The 20,622-nt window shown below is 45.8% G+C and carries 16 protein-coding genes and 1 pseudogene; 6 read left to right on the plus strand and 11 right to left on the minus strand.

Annotated elements, in window-relative coordinates; all coding sequences use genetic code 11:
- Positions 1-40: 40 nt before the first annotated feature.
- Both UF05_RS16830 and UF05_RS16835 read left to right on the plus strand, forming a co-directional pair.
- Positions 41-769 (plus strand): redoxin family protein, encoded by a 729-nt coding sequence (locus UF05_RS16830; RefSeq protein ID WP_015297397.1) that lies wholly within the window; start codon positions 41-43, stop codon positions 767-769.
- A 509-nt stretch (positions 770-1,278) separates the two neighbouring features.
- Positions 1,279-1,551: a DUF3624 domain-containing protein gene (locus UF05_RS16835; RefSeq protein WP_025634562.1), complete on the plus strand. Its 273-nt coding sequence runs from the start codon at positions 1,279-1,281 to the stop codon at positions 1,549-1,551.
- Between the two features lie 192 nt (positions 1,552-1,743).
- Here the strand turns inward: UF05_RS16835 and argH are convergent, their stop codons facing one another.
- The 4 genes from argH to argC all read right to left on the minus strand — a co-directional run bounded on the left by argH (position 1,744) and on the right by argC (position 6,979).
- A complete protein-coding gene (gene argH / locus UF05_RS16840) occupies positions 1,744-3,618 on the minus strand; it encodes an argininosuccinate lyase (protein ID WP_045544978.1) in 1,875 nt (624 codons plus the stop codon).
- Between the two features lie 239 nt (positions 3,619-3,857).
- Positions 3,858-5,072 (minus strand): argininosuccinate synthase, encoded by a 1,215-nt coding sequence (locus UF05_RS16845; RefSeq protein ID WP_045544979.1) that lies wholly within the window; start codon positions 5,070-5,072, stop codon positions 3,858-3,860.
- A gap of 89 nt (positions 5,073-5,161) precedes the next feature.
- Positions 5,162-5,953 carry an acetylglutamate kinase gene (argB, locus tag UF05_RS16850; protein ID WP_005496562.1) on the minus strand — a complete coding sequence of 264 codons (792 nt, stop codon included), beginning with the start codon at positions 5,951-5,953 and terminating at the stop codon, positions 5,162-5,164.
- A 21-nt stretch (positions 5,954-5,974) separates the two neighbouring features.
- A complete protein-coding gene (gene argC, locus UF05_RS16855) occupies positions 5,975-6,979 on the minus strand; it encodes an N-acetyl-gamma-glutamyl-phosphate reductase (protein ID WP_045544980.1) in 1,005 nt (334 codons plus the stop codon).
- 144 nt (positions 6,980-7,123) lie between these two features.
- Between argC and argE the strand changes: the two genes are divergently transcribed.
- The 3 genes from argE to UF05_RS16870 all read left to right on the plus strand — a co-directional run bounded on the left by argE (position 7,124) and on the right by UF05_RS16870 (position 12,147).
- On the plus strand, positions 7,124-8,260 hold the full coding sequence (argE, locus tag UF05_RS16860; protein ID WP_045544981.1) for an acetylornithine deacetylase: 1,137 nt from the start codon (positions 7,124-7,126) through the stop codon (positions 8,258-8,260).
- A gap of 276 nt (positions 8,261-8,536) precedes the next feature.
- Entirely contained in the window at positions 8,537-11,170 is a 2,634-nt protein-coding gene (gene ppc, locus UF05_RS16865) for a phosphoenolpyruvate carboxylase (RefSeq protein WP_005465143.1), read from the plus strand.
- Between the two features lie 437 nt (positions 11,171-11,607).
- Positions 11,608-12,147: a PadR family transcriptional regulator gene (locus UF05_RS16870; RefSeq protein ID WP_005395734.1), complete on the plus strand. Its 540-nt coding sequence runs from the start codon at positions 11,608-11,610 to the stop codon at positions 12,145-12,147.
- 70 nt (positions 12,148-12,217) lie between these two features.
- On the opposite strand, the gene metF is transcribed toward UF05_RS16870, so the two are convergent.
- The 3 genes from metF to UF05_RS16885 form a co-directional block, all read right to left on the minus strand.
- Positions 12,218-13,120 carry a methylenetetrahydrofolate reductase gene (gene metF, locus UF05_RS16875; protein WP_005465139.1) on the minus strand — a complete coding sequence of 301 codons (903 nt, stop codon included), beginning with the start codon at positions 13,118-13,120 and terminating at the stop codon, positions 12,218-12,220.
- A gap of 275 nt (positions 13,121-13,395) precedes the next feature.
- Positions 13,396-15,804, minus strand: coding sequence for a bifunctional aspartate kinase/homoserine dehydrogenase II (locus UF05_RS16880; RefSeq protein ID WP_020904542.1), 2,409 nt, complete (start codon positions 15,802-15,804; stop codon positions 13,396-13,398).
- Between the two features lie 14 nt (positions 15,805-15,818).
- Positions 15,819-16,979: an O-succinylhomoserine (thiol)-lyase gene (locus UF05_RS16885; RefSeq protein WP_005465135.1), complete on the minus strand. Its 1,161-nt coding sequence runs from the start codon at positions 16,977-16,979 to the stop codon at positions 15,819-15,821.
- 227 nt (positions 16,980-17,206) lie between these two features.
- Between UF05_RS16885 and metJ the strand changes: the two genes are divergently transcribed.
- Entirely contained in the window at positions 17,207-17,527 is a 321-nt protein-coding gene (metJ, locus tag UF05_RS16890; protein WP_005432736.1) for a met regulon transcriptional regulator MetJ, read from the plus strand.
- Between the two features lie 109 nt (positions 17,528-17,636).
- Here the strand turns inward: metJ and UF05_RS16895 are convergent, their stop codons facing one another.
- From UF05_RS16895 to tuf, 4 genes and pseudogenes are all read right to left on the minus strand, one after another.
- Positions 17,637-18,914, minus strand: coding sequence for a malic enzyme-like NAD(P)-binding protein (locus UF05_RS16895; RefSeq protein WP_005465132.1), 1,278 nt, complete (start codon positions 18,912-18,914; stop codon positions 17,637-17,639).
- A gap of 208 nt (positions 18,915-19,122) precedes the next feature.
- Complete coding sequence (gene bfr / locus UF05_RS16900) at positions 19,123-19,599, minus strand: bacterioferritin (protein WP_025533956.1); 477 nt, start codon at positions 19,597-19,599, stop codon at positions 19,123-19,125.
- A gap of 92 nt (positions 19,600-19,691) precedes the next feature.
- Positions 19,692-19,880, minus strand: a complete 189-nt coding sequence (locus tag UF05_RS16905; protein WP_005496545.1) for a (2Fe-2S)-binding protein — start codon at positions 19,878-19,880, stop codon at positions 19,692-19,694.
- A 332-nt stretch (positions 19,881-20,212) separates the two neighbouring features.
- Positions 20,213-20,622 (minus strand): annotated as a pseudogene (gene tuf, locus UF05_RS16910) (elongation factor Tu); the annotation flags it as partial.

Raw genomic sequence — 20,622 nt, forward strand, 5'->3', positions numbered from 1 at the left:
CGCTCTAAACGCTTCACTCAAATATTTTAAAGGAATCAATATGTTTGTATCTAAAGAAGGTCAAAACGTACCACAGGTTACTTTCCCGACTCGCCAAGGTGATACTTGGGTGAACGTTACCTCGGACGATCTATTCAAAGGCAAAACCGTGATCGTATTCAGTTTGCCTGGAGCGTTTACACCGACTTGTTCTTCTAGCCACTTACCTCGTTACAACGAGCTATTCCCTGTGTTCAAAGAACACGGTGTTGATGAAATTTTGTGTATTTCGGTAAACGACACATTCGTTATGAACGCGTGGAAACACGACCAAGAAGCCGAGCACATCACCTTTATTCCAGATGGTAATGGAGAGTTCACCGATGGCATGGGCATGCTCGTGGACAAAAATGACATCGGCTTTGGTAAACGTTCTTGGCGTTACAGCATGTTGGTAAAAGATGGTGTGATTGAGAAGATGTTTATCGAACCAAATGAGCCAGGAGACCCGTTCAAAGTATCGGATGCCGACACTATGCTGAACTACATCGCACCAGAGTACAGAACTCAGGAATCGATCACTGTATTTACCAAGCCTGGTTGTCCTTTCTGTATGAAAGCCAAACAAAACTTGATTGATCACGGTCTTCAATATGAAGAAGTAATTTTGGGGAAAGATGCAACTTCCGTCAGTCTTCGTGCTATTACAGGCCGTACGACCGTCCCGCAAGTATTCATCGGCGGTAAACACATCGGTGGTAGCGAAGAGCTAGAAACTTATCTAGGCTAACCTGTCCATAGCCTACCCCCCCGGTCTCCGGCGTCTTTGACTCGGAGGCCACCCTGTCTCTTCCCGCTCAAATCTTAGTTCTTAGTTCTTAGTTCTTAGTTCTTAAATCGTTCTACTTACCTGAATCAACGATTTTAAATACAACATTTTTTGTTCATCATAACGTCTCGTTTCTATTCTCAAGCCAAATACAAAAAAACCTCGCAGATACGAGGCTTTTTTCTGGACTAGAGTTTAATGGATTACATCATTGCATAACGACTCACTAGCACAATCGCGGTGAACCCAATGGTGAAAAATCCCCCGGCAAGTCCTAGTGCTACTCTCAGTTCTGTCGACATTATCTTTTCCTATTTTCTGGCTGACGCGGCACCATACACCAGTAACGTGCTACAGAATTTCATCAAAGCTAATTTTCCATTTTTGGGTTCGAATCACCTAACAAGCGCACATGGTAAAGCCTATTCATCTTCTGCTAATCTTGGGCAAGTTGAATTGAGGTAAACATCATGGCTTGTCGTAGCTGCCAAGAACATTGGTTTTGGAAAAAGATCGGTCGTTGTCAACGATGCATGGATCAATTGACCGTACTTTCAGTTGTATGTTGGATCATTTGGTGGTTTGCTTTTCGCGATCACCCGCGAAGCATTGAATCGATCGCCCTGATCTTTGCGGGCTTTGCATTTAACATTTTATTGTTTCTGCACTTATGGATGCGTTTTGTCATCTTGCCGTGGCAGCGTCGTCGCGGGAAACAGAATGGAGAGGATCATAACAAATGACAGATAGAAAAAAGCCCCAAAATCAATCTCGATTCTGGGGCTCTCTTAGATTCTTCTAAGAAAAAGCAGTGGTACTTTAATAGACCGAGCTTCCTCTCAAAGGTTCAAAGTTTTTTCGATTTTTTTAGCAAAAACTTATGTAAATGATCGTTCTCTAACGATATCTGTTTAAATACTAACAAAATCAATATTCTATGCGACATGACTGCGTTGGATGATCTGTTCAACTAAATTGATCTCTAACGCCACTTCATCACAGGCATGTTGACGCGGGCATTGGTCGCAATCTTTCAACACTTTTTCTGGCAACAGAGACTTAGATGTTGGCAAGAAACTCTGCTTCATAAAGAACTCTGGCGTACGTGTTAGTACGAAGACTTTCTTAATCGCCATTTGACGTGCTTTATCCACCAAATAGTTCACAATCGCGCTGCCTTGCCCTTGGCATTGCCAACCCGCCTCAATACCGAGCGAGCGAATTTCCGCAAGTCCAGAGTCATACACGTACAGAGACGCGCAACCAGTCACTTCACCATGATGTTCAGCAACGGCAAATGAGCCAATGTCGCGAACAAGTTCATTACGAGAACGAGGTAAGTTTTCGCCCATATTCGCCCAGTACGCAACCATGCCCTCAAGCGTTTCGATATCCGTTAAACGTGCAGGACGTACTTTAACGGCCGAACTATCACGCTGCGCCAAACGCTTGTCCGCTTGGTCAACGGCATAAGCGACTTGTTTTGGTGACACGCCACCAAGCGCGCTACGTTTTTCTAGACAAGACTCAATCGTTAGGATGTCGTACACATCGTTGTCGATGACGTCAGAGAACTCTTGTAACTCTTGCAGTGACAGCTCTTCCAGTGCACAACCTTTGGCAATCGCGCCAACGACAGCCACACCGACAATATGATGCGCTTCTCGGAAAGGAATGCCTTTCGCGACCAAGTAGTCCGCTAATTCTGTGGCATTGGCGTAGCCTTGTTTCGCGGCTTCTAACGTACGTTCGCCATTAACCTTAATCCCATCGAAACACAACGCTGCCATTTCCATACAGTCGTTCCATGTATCAAGAGCATCGAACAAACCTTCTTTATCTTCTTGCATGTCTTTGTTGTACGCCAGTGGCAGGGCTTTGACTGTCATCATCATGCCAGCAAGTGCGCCGTACACGCGACCAGTCTTACCACGAATGAGCTCTAGCGCATCTGGGTTTTTCTTCTGTGGCATCAATGACGAGCCAGACGTCACTGTATCTGCCAACTCAATGAAGTTCGACTCACCTGAGTTGTAGAAAATCATATCTTCCGCGAGACGTGACAAGTGCAGCATAGAAATAGAAGCGACAGACATCAGTTCCATCACATGGTCACGATCCGATACCGAATCGAGTGAGTTACGCGTAGCACGGTGAAAACCAAGATTATGCGCCAGTTGTTCACGATCAATTGGGTAAGCTGTACCAGCTAACGCGCCAGAACCTAGCGGACAGGTATCTAAACGTTGCAGCGCATCACTCAGACGTGAGTAATCACGCTCAAACATTTCAACATACGCCAAACACCAATGAGCAAACGTCACAGGCTGAGCACGTTGTAAGTGAGTATAACCAGGCAAAACCGTACCTTGATGCTGTTTCGCCACTTGCACCATTTGCGATTGCAGACGATCAAGCGCAATAAGAAGTTGCTGCCCTTGCTGACGACACCAAAGCTTTAAGTCGGTCGCCACTTGGTCGTTACGAGAACGACCAGTGTGCAGCTTTTTACCTAAGTCGCCGACTTTGCTGATCAACTGCTGTTCCACCCACGAGTGAATGTCTTCAGCATCAGAGCGTAAAATCTGATGCGGATCTTCCATCACTTCGAGTTTCAACTCATTTAAAGCGAGCTCGAGCTTTTGCTGCTCTTCTGCTGATAATACACCAACCGAAAGCAATGCTTTAGACCACGCAATTGAGCCTACGATATCTTGCTCAGCCAATCGGTAGTCGAAACGCAACGAATCGTTGAACTCTTTGAATCTGGTATCTGCCGCTTGGGTAAATCTTCCGCCCCATAATGCCATTGCGTCTCTCCTGATGACTATTGCTTACTCTAACGTGTCTAATGAGTGATGACGAAATCGGTGGTCATTTGCTCACTTTTTCTTATACGCCAACGTTACGGCAATTCAATATAAAAATAAAGTATAAATTCAATATTTTTACATATATATTCACCCCACTTAATTTGCAACTCTTTGGGTAATAAAAAAAGACCCGCCATATGTTGGCAGGTCTTTATTCAATCCGAGATGGGGAGTGATTATTTTTTCTGGCTATTCAATGCACGAATACGGCTTGATAGCGAGTAAAGACGGATGAAGCCACCAGCATGACTTTGATCGTAAACCTCATCTTCACCAAAAGTAGCGAACTCTTCTGAGTACAAGCTGTTGTCAGAACGTTTTTGCGTTACCGTTGCTTGACCTTTGTATAGCTTAACAACCACTTCGCCATTGACGTCTTGTGCTAGCTCTTCTGAGGCAGCAAGAATCGACTTACATAGCGGTGTAAACCAACGACCGTCGTACACAAGGTGAGAGGCTTTTAGACCAAGTTCTTCACGGAACTCGAATGACGATTTGTCTAGCACCAATTGTTCAACTGCGCGCAGAGCTTCCATCATGATGGTACCTCCCGGAGTTTCGTAACAGCCACGAGACTTCATTCCCACCAAACGGTTCTCTACGATATCAATACGACCCACACCGTGTTTTGCGCCTTTTTCGTTTAAGTAAACTAGTGCGTTGTATGGTGTCATCGCTTCACCATCCACTGCCACAACTTCACCTTTTTCGACTTTCAACGTAACGTATTCAGCTTCATTTGGCGCTTGTTCAGGATCAACGGTCCAGACCCAGCAATCTTCGTTTGGTGCATTCCATGTATTTTCTAGCACACCACCTTCAGTAGAAATGTGCCATGCGTTCGCATCACGCGAATAAATCTTCGTTAGAGACGCTGAACAAGGAATGTTACGCTCTGCAAGGTAATCCAGACATTGTTCGCGGCTCACTAAATCCCACTCACGCCATGGAGCGATAACGTGTAGATCTGGTGCTAACGCAGCAAACGCGCCCTCGAAACGCACTTGGTCGTTACCTTTACCAGTACAGCCATGACACAATGCGTCCGCGCCCACTTTACGTGCAACATCAACCTGCGCTTTAGCAATGATAGGACGCGCCATTGATGTACCCAACAGGTATTTACCTTCGTAGTAAGCACCGGTTTTTAGTGTTGGATAGATGTAATCTGCCACCATTTCTTCTTTTAGGTCAGCGATGTAGCACTCTGATGCGCCAGATGCTTTTGCTTTCGCTTCAATGCCTTCGAGCTCTTCAGCACCTTGACCTACATCGGCCACGAAAGCGACGACTTCACAGTCATAATTCTCTTTTAGCCACGGGATGATTACTGAAGTATCTAGACCGCCTGAGTATGCGACTACCACTTTATTTACGTTCACTTTGCTCATGTTTTTTCTCCAAACTTAACTGGCGCTGCGCTCGGCGGTCAGTGCCAACCACTTCCTAATGTTGAATTCTTTAACTGTTTTGCTTCCGCTTATTGAGGCAGAAACTGTGTTCCAATACTTTCACCAGCAAATAACTGCGTGAGTTTTTCTGGGTAGCGCCACGTCGCCACTTCTATCGGACGACCAAGATCGTTGGCGGCTTCGAGAGCAGCTTTCACTTTGACGATCATCCCATCAGTGATCACTTGGCCTTCGATCAGCGCATTAGCTTCTTTCTCAGATAAGCTTTTAAGCAGATGACCTTTGCCATCTAACACACCGCTTACATCTGACAACAGCACCAACTCCGCGTCCAAAGCACCCGCAACGGCAACCGCTGCTTGATCCGCATTCACGTTCATCATTTGACCTTCAGCCGTGAGACCAATAGAGCTGATGATAGGCAGTGCGCCCGTATTTAAAATCGCTTGAAGTAGGCTTGAGTCACCCGGCGTCGCTTTGCCCACCGCGCCTAATTCAGGATCTAACTCTTCGACATGACAAAGGCCACCATCCGCTAGGCTCAAGCCCACCGCATTCAAACCATCGGCAATCGCTTGACCTTGCAGTAACTTATTTGCCGTTCCTGCCAGCGCACCGGCAATGACTGGAATTTGATCGTATGGCGTCACACGTAGACCATGTTTCTTTACGGTCTTAAGTTGAAGTTTCGCCATCAACTCATCCACCAAGTAGCCACCGCCATGAACGATGGCGATTTGTCGCTGCGCCGACTTCTGGTATGCCGCGATGGCACCAAACAGTTGGCTTAAGGTTTGAGTGCAAGATAAAGCCGCACCGCCTAGCTTAATGACTAAAGGAGCTTGATTGGTTTGCGTCATTGCTTTTCCCTCTTTCAACGACTACAGCAACGCTGTCAGTTCTGGGTAACCGTAATGAATATTTAAACACTGCATCGCTTGACTCGATGCACCTTTAAGTAGGTTGTCGATGGCCGAAATCACAATGATGTGTTCGCCTTGCACCCTCCAGCCGATGTCGCAGAAAGGGGTATTTTCAACATCCTGAATACGTGGAATGCCATCACCTTTGAGGCGCACGGCTGGCTTACCTTGATAAGCTTGTTCAAAAGCTTGAGCAACTTGTTGCTCCGTTACACCTTGCGCCAACTTCATCGTGACAGTAGCAAGAATGCCGCGTTTAAAGTTGCCAAGATGAGGAGTAAAAATCACATCACATCCTAAATGCTGGGCAATTTCTGGTTGGTGGCGATGATTGAATACACCGTAAGGCTGAAGGCTGACCTCACAAAAACTGTTGGTCATTGAGGCTTTACGCCCTGCGCCAGAGACACCACTCGTCGCGTTAATGACTGGCCACTGTTGAGTGTCCAACAAACCATCAACGAGTAGTGGCTTAATTGCCAACTGCGACGCCGTTGGGTAGCAGCCAGCTACCGCAACTAAAGGAGCGTTTTTAATCTCTTCTTGGTTCCACTCCGCTAAGCCATACGCCGCTTTATCTAGCCAGTTGTTGAATTGATGCTCAAAGCCGTAAAAGGTGTCGTAAAAGCCATCGCTTTTGACACGAAACGCGCCGGACAAATCAAAGACCTGACATCCAGCTTCGAGAAAGATAGGAGCAAGATCATGGCTGACCTCATGAGCCGTAGCTAAAAAAACCACATCAGAGTCTTGCGCAACTTGCTTTGGATCGGTCAACGCATTCACCACCATATCAACCACGTTCGCCAATTTACCGTGTAACTGTGCAATGGTTTTTCCTGCATCGACACTGTTGGCGGAAACGTATAAACCTGATAGCGTGAGTTGTGGGTGTTTATTAACCATGAACGCTAACTCTGCGCCGGTGTAACCGCTGGCTCCGATAATTGTGGTTTTTAGCATTGTGTGACATCCATATACTTAAGGCTCAAAATGATTATTCATATTTAAAATTAGCTTTATTTTGATTTTTTATTCATTAAATATGATTTAATATGTGTTTTACATTTTTGTGCTCTGTCTGTCAATAGGAGAATTGAAGAATCCATGCAATTACCAACTTTTCTAGAGGTCTATGAAGGACTCATTAGTACCTCTTCGATCAGCTCGACTGATCCAAGCTGGGATCAAGGCAATGCCAAAGTGATCGAGAAACTCGCCACTTGGTTTAAAGATCTTGGTTTTCACGTTGAGGTGATCGAAGTCGAATCAGGCAAACACAATATGATTGCACGCATGGGCGAAGGCGAAGGCGGTCTGCTGCTTGCTGGGCACAGCGATACCGTGCCATTTGATGAAGGACGCTGGAGCTTTGATCCCCATAAGCTCACTGAGAAAGACAACCGCTTCTACGGTCTTGGCACGGCAGACATGAAAGGCTTCTTTGCTTTCATTTATGAAGCAGTAAAAAAAGTGGATTGGAGCCAGCAAAACAAGCCGCTTTACGTATTGGCCACCTGTGATGAAGAAACCACCATGCTCGGTGCAAGACACTTCACCACGAACGCGCCGTTCAAGCCGGATTACTGCATCATTGGAGAACCCACTAGCTTAGTTCCTATTCGTGGCCACAAGGGGCATGTCGCCAATGCGATTCGGGTTACCGGTAAATCCGGCCACTCCTCTGACCCAGCTTTGGGCGTCAACGCGATTGAAATCATGCATGAAGTGTTGTTTGCGATGATGCAACTGCGCGACAAACTCATTAAAGAGTATCACCACCCAGGATTTGCCATCCCTAGTCCAACGTTGAACTTAGGCCATATCCATGGCGGTGATAGTGCCAACCGTATTTGTGGTTGTTGCGAGTTGCACTATGACGTTCGCCCATTGCCGGGCATCAGTTTGGACGGTTTAGAAAACATGCTGCGCAGCGCACTACAAGAAGTAGAAGCTAAATGGCCGGGACGAATCGACATCGTACCGTTGCATGAGCCAATTCCAGGATATGAATGTCAGCACGATCATCCATTTATCGGTGGTGTTGAAGAGATCTGTCAAACCAGTTCGCAAACCGTCAACTACTGCACGGAAGCGCCTTTCTTGCAGCAACTGTGTCCAACTCTGGTACTTGGCCCTGGTTCTATCGAACAAGCGCACCAACCAGATGAGTTTCTCTCCTTTGATTTTATCGACCCAACCATTGATGTGCTTTCAAAAGCGATGGTTAAGTATTGTTGTTGATTAAGTTTAAAAAAACCTTTATGCAGCTCCGATGAGCTGCATATTTTGGCTCTCAAAGCACAAGGTTTTATGCACCGTTAACACGAATTTAACTTGTTATTTTGTAATTAATTTTCACTTTTAATTCTATGCCCGTCGAAACTTTGCTCTAAATCAGGAGAGACGCCGAATAATTGCAAACTTAGTCTGCTTTATTTGACTAGAACTGGTGCTTTTCGCTAGATTGGAGTCTTAACAAGGACAATGGATGTAGTTTTTTTACGAGGCAGGACGACAATGAACGAGAAATACGCCGCACTTAAAAGCAATGTGCGCATGTTAGGCCACTTACTGGGTAACACGATTCGCGATGCCCACGGCGAAGAAATCTTCGAGAAAGTGGAGACCATTCGTAAATTATCCAAATCGGCTCAAGCAGGTAATCAAGCAGACAGGGAAAGCTTGATAGAAGAAATCAAACACCTACCCGATGAGCAACTAACGCCAGTCACCCGTGCGTTTAACCAATTTCTAAACCTCACCAATATTGCCGAGCAATACCACACCATTTCACGCCACTGTGAAGAGCACATCTGTGAACCAGACGCGATCAACTCGCTGTTTTCAAAACTGGTACAAAACGATGTTAGCAAACTCGATACGGCTCAAGCGGTACGTGATTTGAATATTGAACTGGTATTAACCGCGCATCCAACGGAAATCACTCGCCGCACCATGATCAATAAACTGGTCAAGATCAACGAGTGTTTATCCAAACTAGAACTCAGCGACCTGTCTTCTAAAGAACGCAAAAAAACAGAGCGTCGCTTAGAGCAACTTATCGCACAAAGCTGGCATTCTGACGTGATTCGTCAACAACGCCCTACTCCATTAGATGAAGCGAAATGGGGCTTTGCCGTAGTAGAAAACTCACTGTGGGAAGCTGTGCCAGATTTCCTACGTGAAATGAATGATCGTCTGAAGTCTTACCTAGGTGAAGGTTTACCAATTGATGCTCGTCCAGTGCATTTCTCTTCTTGGATGGGGGGTGACCGTGATGGCAACCCGTTCGTTACTCATAGCGTAACACGTGAAGTATTGCTTCTGTCTCGTTGGAAAGCCGCTGACCTTTATCTCAATGACATCAATGAATTGATCAGCGAACTCTCGATGACTGTTTCTAACGATCAAGTTCGTGAACTTGCTGGTGAAGATCAACACGAACCATACCGCGCAATCCTGAAACAACTACGTGCTCTGCTCAATGAAACCAAAGATATTCTTGATGCGAAGATCCACGGTCAAAAACTGGCAGTCAAAGCACCGCTACAAAAAGTTGAACAGCTTTGGGATCCTCTGTACGCGTGTTACCAATCACTGCATGAGTGCGGCATGGGCGTCATCGCTGACGGCTCGTTGCTAGATACGCTGCGTCGTGTGAAAGCATTTGGCGTTCACCTAGTTCGTCTTGATATCCGCCAGGAAAGTACGCGCCACGCAGATGTACTCTCTGAGCTGACTCGATACCTCGGCATTGGTGATTACGAACAGTGGAGCGAGCAAGATAAAATTGCTTTCCTCACCAATGAACTTGCGTCTAAACGTCCGCTACTGCCACGCGATTGGGAACCATCAGAGCCTGTCAAAGAGGTTTTAGACACCTGTAAGATCATCGCTCTGCAACCGCGCGAAGCGTTCGGTGCTTACGTCATCTCAATGGCTCGTACCGCCTCAGACGTACTCGCTGTGCACCTATTACTGCAAGAAGCGGGCTGCCCTTACCGTATGGATGTTTGTCCTCTGTTCGAAACTCTAGACGACTTGAATAATGCGGAATCGGTCATTAAGCAGCTAATGAGTATCGACCTTTACCGTGGCTTTATTCAAAACCACCAAATGGTCATGATCGGCTACTCTGATTCAGCAAAAGATGCGGGTGTCATGTCAGCAGGCTGGGCTCAGTACCATGCTATGGAATCTCTAGTTAAAGTGGCAGAAGACGAAGGTGTTGAGCTGACTCTGTTCCATGGTCGTGGCGGCACCGTTGGTCGCGGCGGCGCACCTGCACACGCGGCTCTGCTGTCTCAACCACCAAAGAGCTTGAAAGGCGGGTTACGCGTAACAGAACAAGGCGAAATGATCCGCTTTAAACTGGGTCTACCAGATGTTGCGGTAAACAGCTTCAACTTGTATGCAAGCGCCATTTTGGAAGCAAATCTACTGCCACCACCAGAGCCAAAACAAGAATGGCGCGACTTGATGGAAGTCCTGTCGGAAGTGAGCTGTGAAGCTTACCGTGGCGTCGTCCGTGGCGAACCAGATTTTGTTCCATACTTCCGTCAAGCGACGCCTGAACTAGAGCTAGGCAAACTGCCGCTTGGTTCACGCCCTGCGAAACGTAATCCAAATGGCGGTGTAGAAAGCTTACGTGCAATTCCTTGGATCTTCTCGTGGAGCCAAAACCGTTTGGTGCTTCCGGCTTGGTTAGGCGCAGGTGAAGCTATTCAGTACTCAGTAGACAAAGGTCATCAGGCGCTACTGGAAGAAATGTGTCGCGAATGGCCGTTCTTCTCAACTCGCCTAGGTATGCTTGAGATGGTGTACACCAAGTGCAACATGGAAATCTCTCGCTACTATGACCAACGCCTAGTTGAACCTCAACTTCAACCATTGGGTGACCGACTGCGTGAACAACTTCAACGTGATATTAAGTCCGTACTGAACGTAGAGAACAACGAGAACCTAATGCAAAGCGACCCATGGGGCCAAGAATCAATTCGCCTACGTAACATCTACGTAGAGCCATTGAACATGCTTCAAGCTGAATTGCTATACCGTACTCGTCAAACAGAAGAGGCGTCTGCAAACCTTGAAGAGGCTCTGATGGTGACCATCGCGGGTATTGCAGCAGGTATGCGTAACACGGGTTAAAAATAACCATTCGTAATACAAAAGGCTGAGTTCATACTCAGCCTTTCTTATATTCATAACTTCCAACCACATAATTGCGCAGCAAATAACCAGATATTTACACCACAAAAAAGCCATAAAATACCAACAAATTAGAATTATTAACTACAAAATAACTCTATTGAGTATTATGTTAGTTTTTCAGGGTAATTTTGTCCTAGTATTCCACTTCATGCTTATTATTTATATACTACTTGCCTGCTGAGAGCTCATAAATCCAATCATACCTGCTCCAGCCCTGATGGGGATCCCCATCTCTAGGTGATAAACGGCTTTAAGGTGACAGGACCAACTTTGTTGGTGCTACTTATACATTAAAAAACTCAAGCGCCAGTAAGAGCGCAGCTGAAAGTGTAAGTAGCTTGTTTACAAGTTTATTGACCATTTGGATTGAAGACATGTCATTACCACACGTAATCTTAACTGTTCTTAGCACTCGCGACGCAACCGGTTACGATATCACTAAAGAATTCTCTGCTAGCATCGGTTACTTCTGGAAAGCAAGCCACCAACAAGTTTACCGTGAACTAAATAAAATGGCCGAGAAAGAGCTGGTTACTTGCGTACTAGAACCTCAAGAAGGCAAACCAGACCGTAAGGTTTACTCCATCACAGATGCAGGCCGTAGCGCTCTTGGAGAATGGTTTGATCAACCAACTGCACACCCAACCGTTCGTGATGAATTTTCAGCGAAACTTATGGCTTGTGCTGTTCAACCATCAACACCTTTCCGTGATCAACTAGCAGAACTTGTTGAAGAGTCTCGTAAACTGGTTTCTCACTACAAAGAAATTGAAGCGGCTTACTACGCAACGCCTTCAACTTTGGACAAACAAGCTCGTTTAGAGCGCCTAACGCTTCGTCGTAACCTACTGTTACGTGAAACGTGGATCACTTGGGCAGAAGAAGTTCTAACAGAACTTGAAGTGATTGGTTAATTTCCTTTTGCTTAGAGACAACGAAAAAGGCTTGCCACTTGGCAAGCCTTTTGTCTTTTTGAAACCGGATTTACGCTTCTACGGCTACACGAGGGCGAACACCCAAAGTATGGCATAACGCATAAGTCATCTCCGCACGATTCAGCGTATAGAAGTGGAAATCTTTTACACCTTCGCGACTTAGTACACGAACCATATCAATAGCTTGGCTTGCACCTACAAGTTGGCGAGTCACAGGATCATCATCCAAACCTTCAAACTGTTTGCTCATCCATCCTGGCACTTTAACGTTATTCTGCGCGGCAAAGCGTGAGGCTTGTTTAAAGTTCGATACTGGCAAAATACCCGGTACGATTTCTACATCGATTCCCGCCGCAACACAGCGGTCACGAAAACGCAGATAAGATTCCACATCAAAGAAGAACTGAGTAATGGCACGGTTTGCACCAGCGTCCACTTTACGCTTTAGGTTTAGCAGATCCGATTGAGCACTTTTTGCCTCTGGATGCACTTCTGGAAAAGCCGCCACAGAAATATCAAAATCGTGACGAGATTTTAGTAGCTCAACCAAGTCCGAAGCATACATATCTGGAGCACCGCCACCAGGTGGGATGTCACCACGCAGCGCAACGATATTTTCGATGCCGTTATTCCAGTAATCATCAGCAATCTCAATCAACTCTGAACGTGTTGCATCGATACAAGTGAGGTGAGGCGCAGCAACTAAGCCGGTCTCTGCTTTGATTTCCTTGATAATGGAGTGAGTTCTATCACGCTCACCAGAGTTTGCTCCGTATGTTACCGAAACAAATTTAGGCTTGAGCGTTTTTAGACGATGCACAGAGTTCCACAGCGTTTCTTCCATCTTTTCGCTGCTTGGCGGAAAAAACTCAAACGAGACATTAATGTTATCTGACAACTCAGCAATATTCTGGTTTAAGGCGTCGATATGGCCTGCGTGCGTGTATCCCATCTTACTCTCCCTGTGGCACTCCGCCACGAAATCAAAATCCTTGAATCGACGTTTAGACGTCTATATGTCTACAGAATGTATTGAATGTGATTTAATGTCAACCTTGTGATTATGAATTTTTCTCACGTTAATAATGAGGATAGTTCAAGTTAATTCGCATCTGCTATTTACTCATAACAACGTTTGAAAATGGCGAATCTTATTTTAAGTATGGCACTGAGGAAGGAATAAAAAACCCCGGATGAATTCCAGGGTTTTTAGGTATCTCGCAAAGTTTAGAATAATCCAGCTAAGCGGTTGAGATCCGATTGGATTGCACCAGCGGTCACCTCGCGTCCTGCACCTGGGCCACGAATCACCAAAGGGTTGTCCTTGTACCATTTACTTTCAATCGCAAAAATGTTGTCGCATGGCAGCAAGTTAGCCAGAGCATGTTCGCGCGGTAATGCTTCTACGCCCACCGTCGCTTTGCCATTTTTCTCTAAGCGCGCCACATATCGAAGCACCTGCTCATCTCTTTGTGCTTTGGTTAGACGCTCTTGAAGAATCTCACTGAGCAGTGCGCCATTATCAAAGAACTCATCCAAACTCAGAGAGCGCAGCTCTTCAGGCACCAGTGATTCCACTTTTACGCTATCCGGTTCAATATCCAGACCAGACTCACGCGCTAAGATAACCAGTTTACGCATGACATCCGAACCATCTAAATCAGCACGCGGATCCGGTTCTGTTAATCCTTGTTGCCACGCTAAATCGACCAACTCATTAAACGGCACCGAGCCATCAAACTGCTGGAACAGCCAAGAAAGTGTTCCCGAGAAGATTCCGGATAGCGCCACAATCTCATCACCACTTTCACGCAGATCTCGCACGGTATGGTTGATAGGTAACCCAGCCCCAACCGTCGCGTTGTAGAGCCAGTAACGACCGATTTTCGCGAATGCATCTTGCACTTGATGGTAATATTGACTATCGGCAGAGCCTGCAACTTTGTTAGCAGAAATTAAATGGATGCCTTGTTGGGCGATATCAACATAACGTTGCGCCAACTCTTTGCTCGCGGTCACGTCCAATACCACAGCTTCATCATAACCTTGTAAATCGCCTAACCGACTCAGCCACGTCCCATCGTTCTCAATACTTTCATCATCAAACTTGTCGGCAACCGCCGCCGCATCGATACCCTTTTCATCAAACCAATATGTCTGGCTATCGACAACGGCGACTAAGTCAAAGCTCATACCGTGGCGTTTTTCGAGTTCTGTTTTCTGAGTCGCAAATAGATTTAACCAGCTAGAACCGATATTGCCTTTGCCACATAACGCTACCGCTACGCGCTTTTGCGCTTGGAATAACTGGCTGTGAATCAACTGTACTAATGCTTCGGTATCGGTGCGACGTAGTACCGCAACTAGGCTTAAACCTGATTCAGTTTCAGAAACAAATTCAACTGGTGCGTGCTTCAATTTTTGGTAAAAACCAAAACAATGGTTGGCATTCTTCGTTACGCCCGCTCCGACAGCGGCCACAAGTGAATAGCCTTCTTTGAGTTTGATTTCAGCTTCAACCGCAAGATCTTGTAGATACTTCAGCGCACCTGTCGCAATCTCTGCGGTGTACGCTAAGCGTAATTTTTGCTGATCGGCTTGGGCTTCGTAAGAGAGTGGCTCGAGTTGCGCACGTTGAAGAGACTTTAAAACATCACTTTGGGTTTTGTTGAAGTCATGACCATGTCTAAAGGACAATTGAATCAACAATACCTCATCCAAAGAAGTAATGATTTTCGCTCCACGCCCAGAAGCAAGTACACGCTCAATACGCGTTGAACCCGATTCAGGTTGATAGCTGCACTTGAGGCTTAAGTCCATCGTGCTTTGCGCGACAGGTTGTAACGTACGGCTATGCAAGACCGGCGCTGCAAGGCGGGCCAGTTCACTCGCTTCGTCTAAGCGCAGTAAAGGCAACAGACATGCGTCCGACACCAAACGAGGATCCGCACTGTAAACACCAGCAACATCACTCCAAATGGTTACGGTTGTCACTTCCGCCAAAGCACCGATTACGGTTGCGGAATAATCCGAGCCATTCCGCCCCAACAGTACGGTTTCTCCTGCCTCATTTTGCGCCATAAATCCGGTGATGATGACGCGTTTGTGGCTGTGTTGCGCCAACGCCTCCTTAATCAGGGGATAAGAACGCGCACGGTCAACTTCCGGTTGAGTACCTGCTTCTGCACGTAAAAATGCACGTGCATCTTGTGCGACCGCAGGAACATTTTGTTGTGAAAGCAAGGCAGCCAATAAACGTGAAGACCACACTTCACCGTGACCCAACACTGCCGCTTTTTGCGCATCCGTCAGTGGTGCAGCCAGCTCGGCTAAGGTACTGAACTCATCGTGCAAAGAAGCGAGCAATTGCGTCTGTACCTCGCCTTCTAATAAAGATTCAATTAGCTCCGACTGGAATTGTCTTAAGCCTTGCAGTGCTTCATGCGCAATACGGCCATCTTTGTCTAAACCTTCCAGAAACTCGATCAAGCGATTAGTGGTCTTCCCCGCGGCGGATACCACCACCAGATCATTCTCGGCAGAGTATTCTTTGAGAATATCGGCCACACGTAAGTAACATTCAGGGTTTGCTAAGCTGCTGCCACCAAATTTATGTAACTGACGTTGTACACTCATTTTTAGTTCTCCTATTACTGAGCAGCTTTTACAAAGGCCTGATCGAGATCGGCAATCAGGTCTTGTGCATCCTCTAACCCCACAGACAGACGAAGCAGCTGATGCGACACGCCCGCTTCCGCTAACGCTTCTTCCCCCATGGCTCGATGCGTCATAGATGCGGGGTGACAAATCAAACTCTCCACGCCACCAAGCGACTCTGCAAGAGAAAACAGTTCGAGCTCTTTAACAAACACTTTAAGTTGCTCAAATGAGCCTGCAAATTCAAAGCTCAACATAGAACCAAAACCCGACTGCTGCTTTTTCGCGATTTCGTGACCTGGGTGATCTGGCAAACTCGGATGGTAAATCTTCGCGACCAAAGCCTGCTGTTGTAGGTAGTTGAGTACGTGTTGAGAGCTTTCTTCGTGCACTCGCATACGGGCGCCTAAAGTGCGGATCCCACGCAACGTCATGTAACTATCGAAAGGCGTACCCGTGGCGCCAATACAGTTTCCCCACCATGCAAGCTCTTCTGCGTGCGCTTCTGTTTTGGTGATCACCACACCACCAATCACGTCCGAGTGACCGTTAATGTATTTTGTAGTTGAGTGGATAACAAAATCAGCACCGAGCTCCAAAGGCTTTTGGTACACCGGTGTCAAAAAGGTATTGTCTACCGCAACCAAAGCGCCCACTTGTTTGGCTTTTTCGCATACCGCTGCAATATCAACCACACGAACCAAAGGATTCGATGGAGTTTCTAACAAAATAAGCTTTGGCTTTTTCGCTAGTGCAGCCTCTAGAGCTTGCTCATCCGATTGATCAACAAACTGCACTTTGAAGTCGCCTTTGTTAGCTCGTGTATTGAACAAACGGTATGTGCCACCATAGCAATCATGCGGTGCAACAATCAGATCATCTGGCCCAAGAAAAGCCGATACCCACAAGTTAAGTGCGGAAGTACCGCAGTTAGTCACCACTGCGCCTTTGCCAGACTCTAACTCTGATAACGCACTCTCTAGCAAACCACGGTTTGGGTTACCTGAACGCGTGTAATCGTATTTAGGGACTTCACCAAAAGCAGGGAAACCATAGTTGGTTGAAAGGTAGATTGGTGGAACAACAGCGTGGTATTGGCTGTCTGATTCGATACCAGTGCGTACAGCAATGGTCGCAGGCTTGCGGGTGCTCATGGGTGTATCCTTTCACAGGTGATGACTTCTAAATAGGAATGCGCTATATCTAATTTGTCAGATCTATCTGAACAACACTCTTCCTTAACTGTTCTGTTCACTTTACTTGTCAAAAAATGAGACGTCAACACTTCTAGACGTCCATATGTCTTTGCTTGTGGCAGTAAATGCAGCTAAAATCAGCACCTATATTAATTTTCAACTTATTACATAAATGAAGGTGTGCAATGGCTGACTGGAATGGCGAATACATTAGCCCATATGCTGAGCACGGTAAAAAAAGCGAACAAGTAAAAAAAATTACCGTTTCTATCCCGCTAAAAGTTTTAAAAGTGCTGACTGATGAGCGTACTCGTCGTCAGATCAATAACTTACGCCATGCAACCAACAGCGAACTACTATGTGAAGCATTCCTGCACGCATATACAGGTCAGCCATTACCAACGGATGAAGACCTTCGTAAAGACAGACCGGATGACATTCCAACTGAAGCAAAAGCGTTAATGACGGCGATGGGTATCGAATTCGAAGCATTTGACGAAGAATAATTGCTTACAAATTCATCCGCTTTAGGAGCTGTGCCGGGGGCAGTTTTTGGAGATATAAAAAATGGGACGTCAATGCGTCCCATTTTTGTGTTCAATGTGGCTGAGTAAATTACTCTGCCATGTAGTTTTCTGGCATCTCGATACGAGCAACACCGGAATCTACTGCCGCTTGAGCTACCGCTTTTGCTACGCGAGGTAGTAGACGTGGATCCATTGGCTTAGGAATGATGTAGTCGCTACCAAATTCTAGCTTCTCAACACCTGCAGCTTTTAGTACCGATTCAGGTACAGGCTCTTTTGCCAATGCACGAATTGCGTCAACCGCCGCCAGCTTCATGTCGTCATTGATTTCACTCGCACGTACATCTAACGCACCACGGAAAATGAAAGGGAAACACAACACGTTGTTCACTTGGTTTGGATAATCACTGCGACCAGTACCCATAATTAAGTCATCACGTACTGCATGTGCTAGCTCAGGTTTAATTTCAGGATCTGGGTTTGAACAAGCAAACACAACTGGCTTGTCAGCCATGAGTTTCAACGCTTCTGGTGGCAATAGATTTGGACCAGATACACCTAGGAATAGGTCTGCACCTTCGATCACATCTTCTAGTGTGCGCTTATCTGTATTGTTTGCGAACAGTTGCTTGTACTCATTCAGATCATCACGACGAGTATGGATCACCCCTTTGCGATCCAGCATGTAGATCTTCTCGCGCATTGCGCCACACTTGATAAGCAGCTCCATACACGCAACTGCTGCTGCACCAGCACCAAGACAAACAATCGTTGAATCTTCAAGCTTCTTACCCTGCAGCTCGATAGCATTGAGCATACCTGCAGCTGTCACGATAGCCGTACCATGTTGATCATCGTGGAATACTGGTACGTCACAACGCTCAATCAAACGCTTTTCAATTTCAAAACAGTCTGGTGCTTTGATGTCTTCAAGGTTGATACCACCGAAAGTGTCAGCAATGTTCGCAACCGTATCAACGAACTCGTCGATCGTGCGATGCTTCACTTCAATATCAATTGAATCAAGGCCAGCAAAACGCTTAAACAGTAACGCTTTACCTTCCATTACAGGCTTAGAGGCAAGTGGGCCAAGGTTACCTAGACCAAGAATAGCAGTACCGTTTGAAATAACCGCAACCATGTTGCCTTTCGCCGTGTACTTGTACACGTTGTCAGGGTTTTGCGCGATTTCACGTACAGGCTCAGCCACGCCAGGACTGTATGCAAGAGCAAGGTCACCAGCAGTTTCGGCTGGTTTAGTTAATTCGACAGCGATTTTACCCGGGGTTGGGTAAGCATGGTAATCCAGAGCTTTTTGGCGATGTTCTTCTTCTGGGGTGGCTGCTTGGCGATTGTCTTCAGACATGGATCGTTTCTCTTTGTTATTTTTAGGTAAGGGGGCATAAATTCTAAAGGATAGAAATCAATCTTCATAGGTAAGATTGCGAGCAATATCCTTAAAAAGCCGATAATAAAAGAGATTAGACCAGATAAGTGTGTTAAGCACCTGATTTTCTGGTCAGGTGCTCTTTTTATGATATGAATTCTTTTTGAACAATGCGTCAGTATGTTCGTTACTCTTCATCGACATACTGAGCTTGAAGGTAGTTTTCAATACCTGACATTTCAATCAAGCCAAGTTGGGTCTCAAGCCAGTCCACATGCTCTTCTTCATCTTCGAGAATATCTTGAAATAAATCACGCGAAACATAGTCGCGAATATCTTCGGCATAGGCAATCGCATCTTTTAGATCCGGAATGGCCGCCATCTCCAGTTTAAGGTCGCATTCGAGCATTTCCTTAGTATCTTCACCAATCATTAGCTTTCCAAGATCTTGAAGATTCGGTAATCCCTCCAAGAACAAGATCCGCTCGATAAGGTGGTCAGCATGCTTCATTTCATCAATCGACTCGTGGTATTCCTTATCGGCAAGGTGCTTTAACCCCCTGTCTTTATACATACGAGCATGAAGAAAATATTGATTGATAGCGATGAGCTCGTTACCGAGCACTTTATTGAGATGTTGGATGATGATTGGATCGCCTTTCATGACAAAGCCCTCCTATTTGGCTTCTATTAACTTTAGAAGCAAATGAGAAGGTGTCAAAGAGACCAAGTAACCCTCAAAAAGCAATGAGGTAGTTAACTGGCTTGTCTTAATTCTGTGTAATGTGTTTCTGCTAGGATTTCTTTTGCCTGCTTAATGCACTTACCACACTGACTCCCCAAAGCAGTGCATCTCTTAATACCTCGAATATCAGTTACACCTTCATCTATCGCCAACTTCCTAATTTTTTTGTCGGAGACGCCATGGCAAAGACAAACGTACATATAAAAACCTTTCTAATAAAAACCGAAGACAAGAATATAAACGGGAATTGTTCTTGTTACCACTCGTATTGAGAGCGTGTTGAGAACATTTCGTTATATAGGTTTTTGTTGGGAAAGAGAGGATCAATCACTTATGAGGGAACTGCGAATCAGAAAAAACATACTTCAAGTAAGAGGTTGTTTTTTAAAAACAAGAAGGGAGCACCTTCAGTTTATGCTTATAACTAAATAAAAAAAACAAATACGAAAAAGGGAAGCCGAAGCCTCCCTTTTCTTGATGCGCTTTCTTCAAAAAGAAGAAGAGTGCAAGATTTCGTTTAATTCGTTAAGAATTATTCGAAGATCTTAGCAACAACACCAGCACCTACTGTACGGCCACCTTCACGGATAGCGAAACGTAGACCTTCGTCCATTGCGATTGGTGCAATTAGCTCAACAACCATTTGGATGTTGTCGCCTGGCATTACCATTTCTACGCCTTCTGGTAGAGAGATATCGCCAGTTACGTCAGTTGTACGGAAGTAGAACTGTGGACGGTAACCTTTGAAGAAAGGAGTGTGACGACCGCCTTCTTCTTTAGATAGTACGTATACTTCTGATTCGAACTTAGTGTGTGGAGTGATTGAACCAGGCTTAGCTAGTACTTGACCACGTTCAACTTCGTCACGCTTAGTACCACGTAGAAGTGCACCAACGTTCTCACCTGCACGGCCTTCGTCTAGAAGCTTACGGAACATCTCTA

This window comes from Vibrio sp. S457-15, from assembly GCF_000960545.1.
GTDB lineage: Bacteria > Pseudomonadota > Gammaproteobacteria > Enterobacterales > Vibrionaceae > Vibrio > Vibrio parahaemolyticus.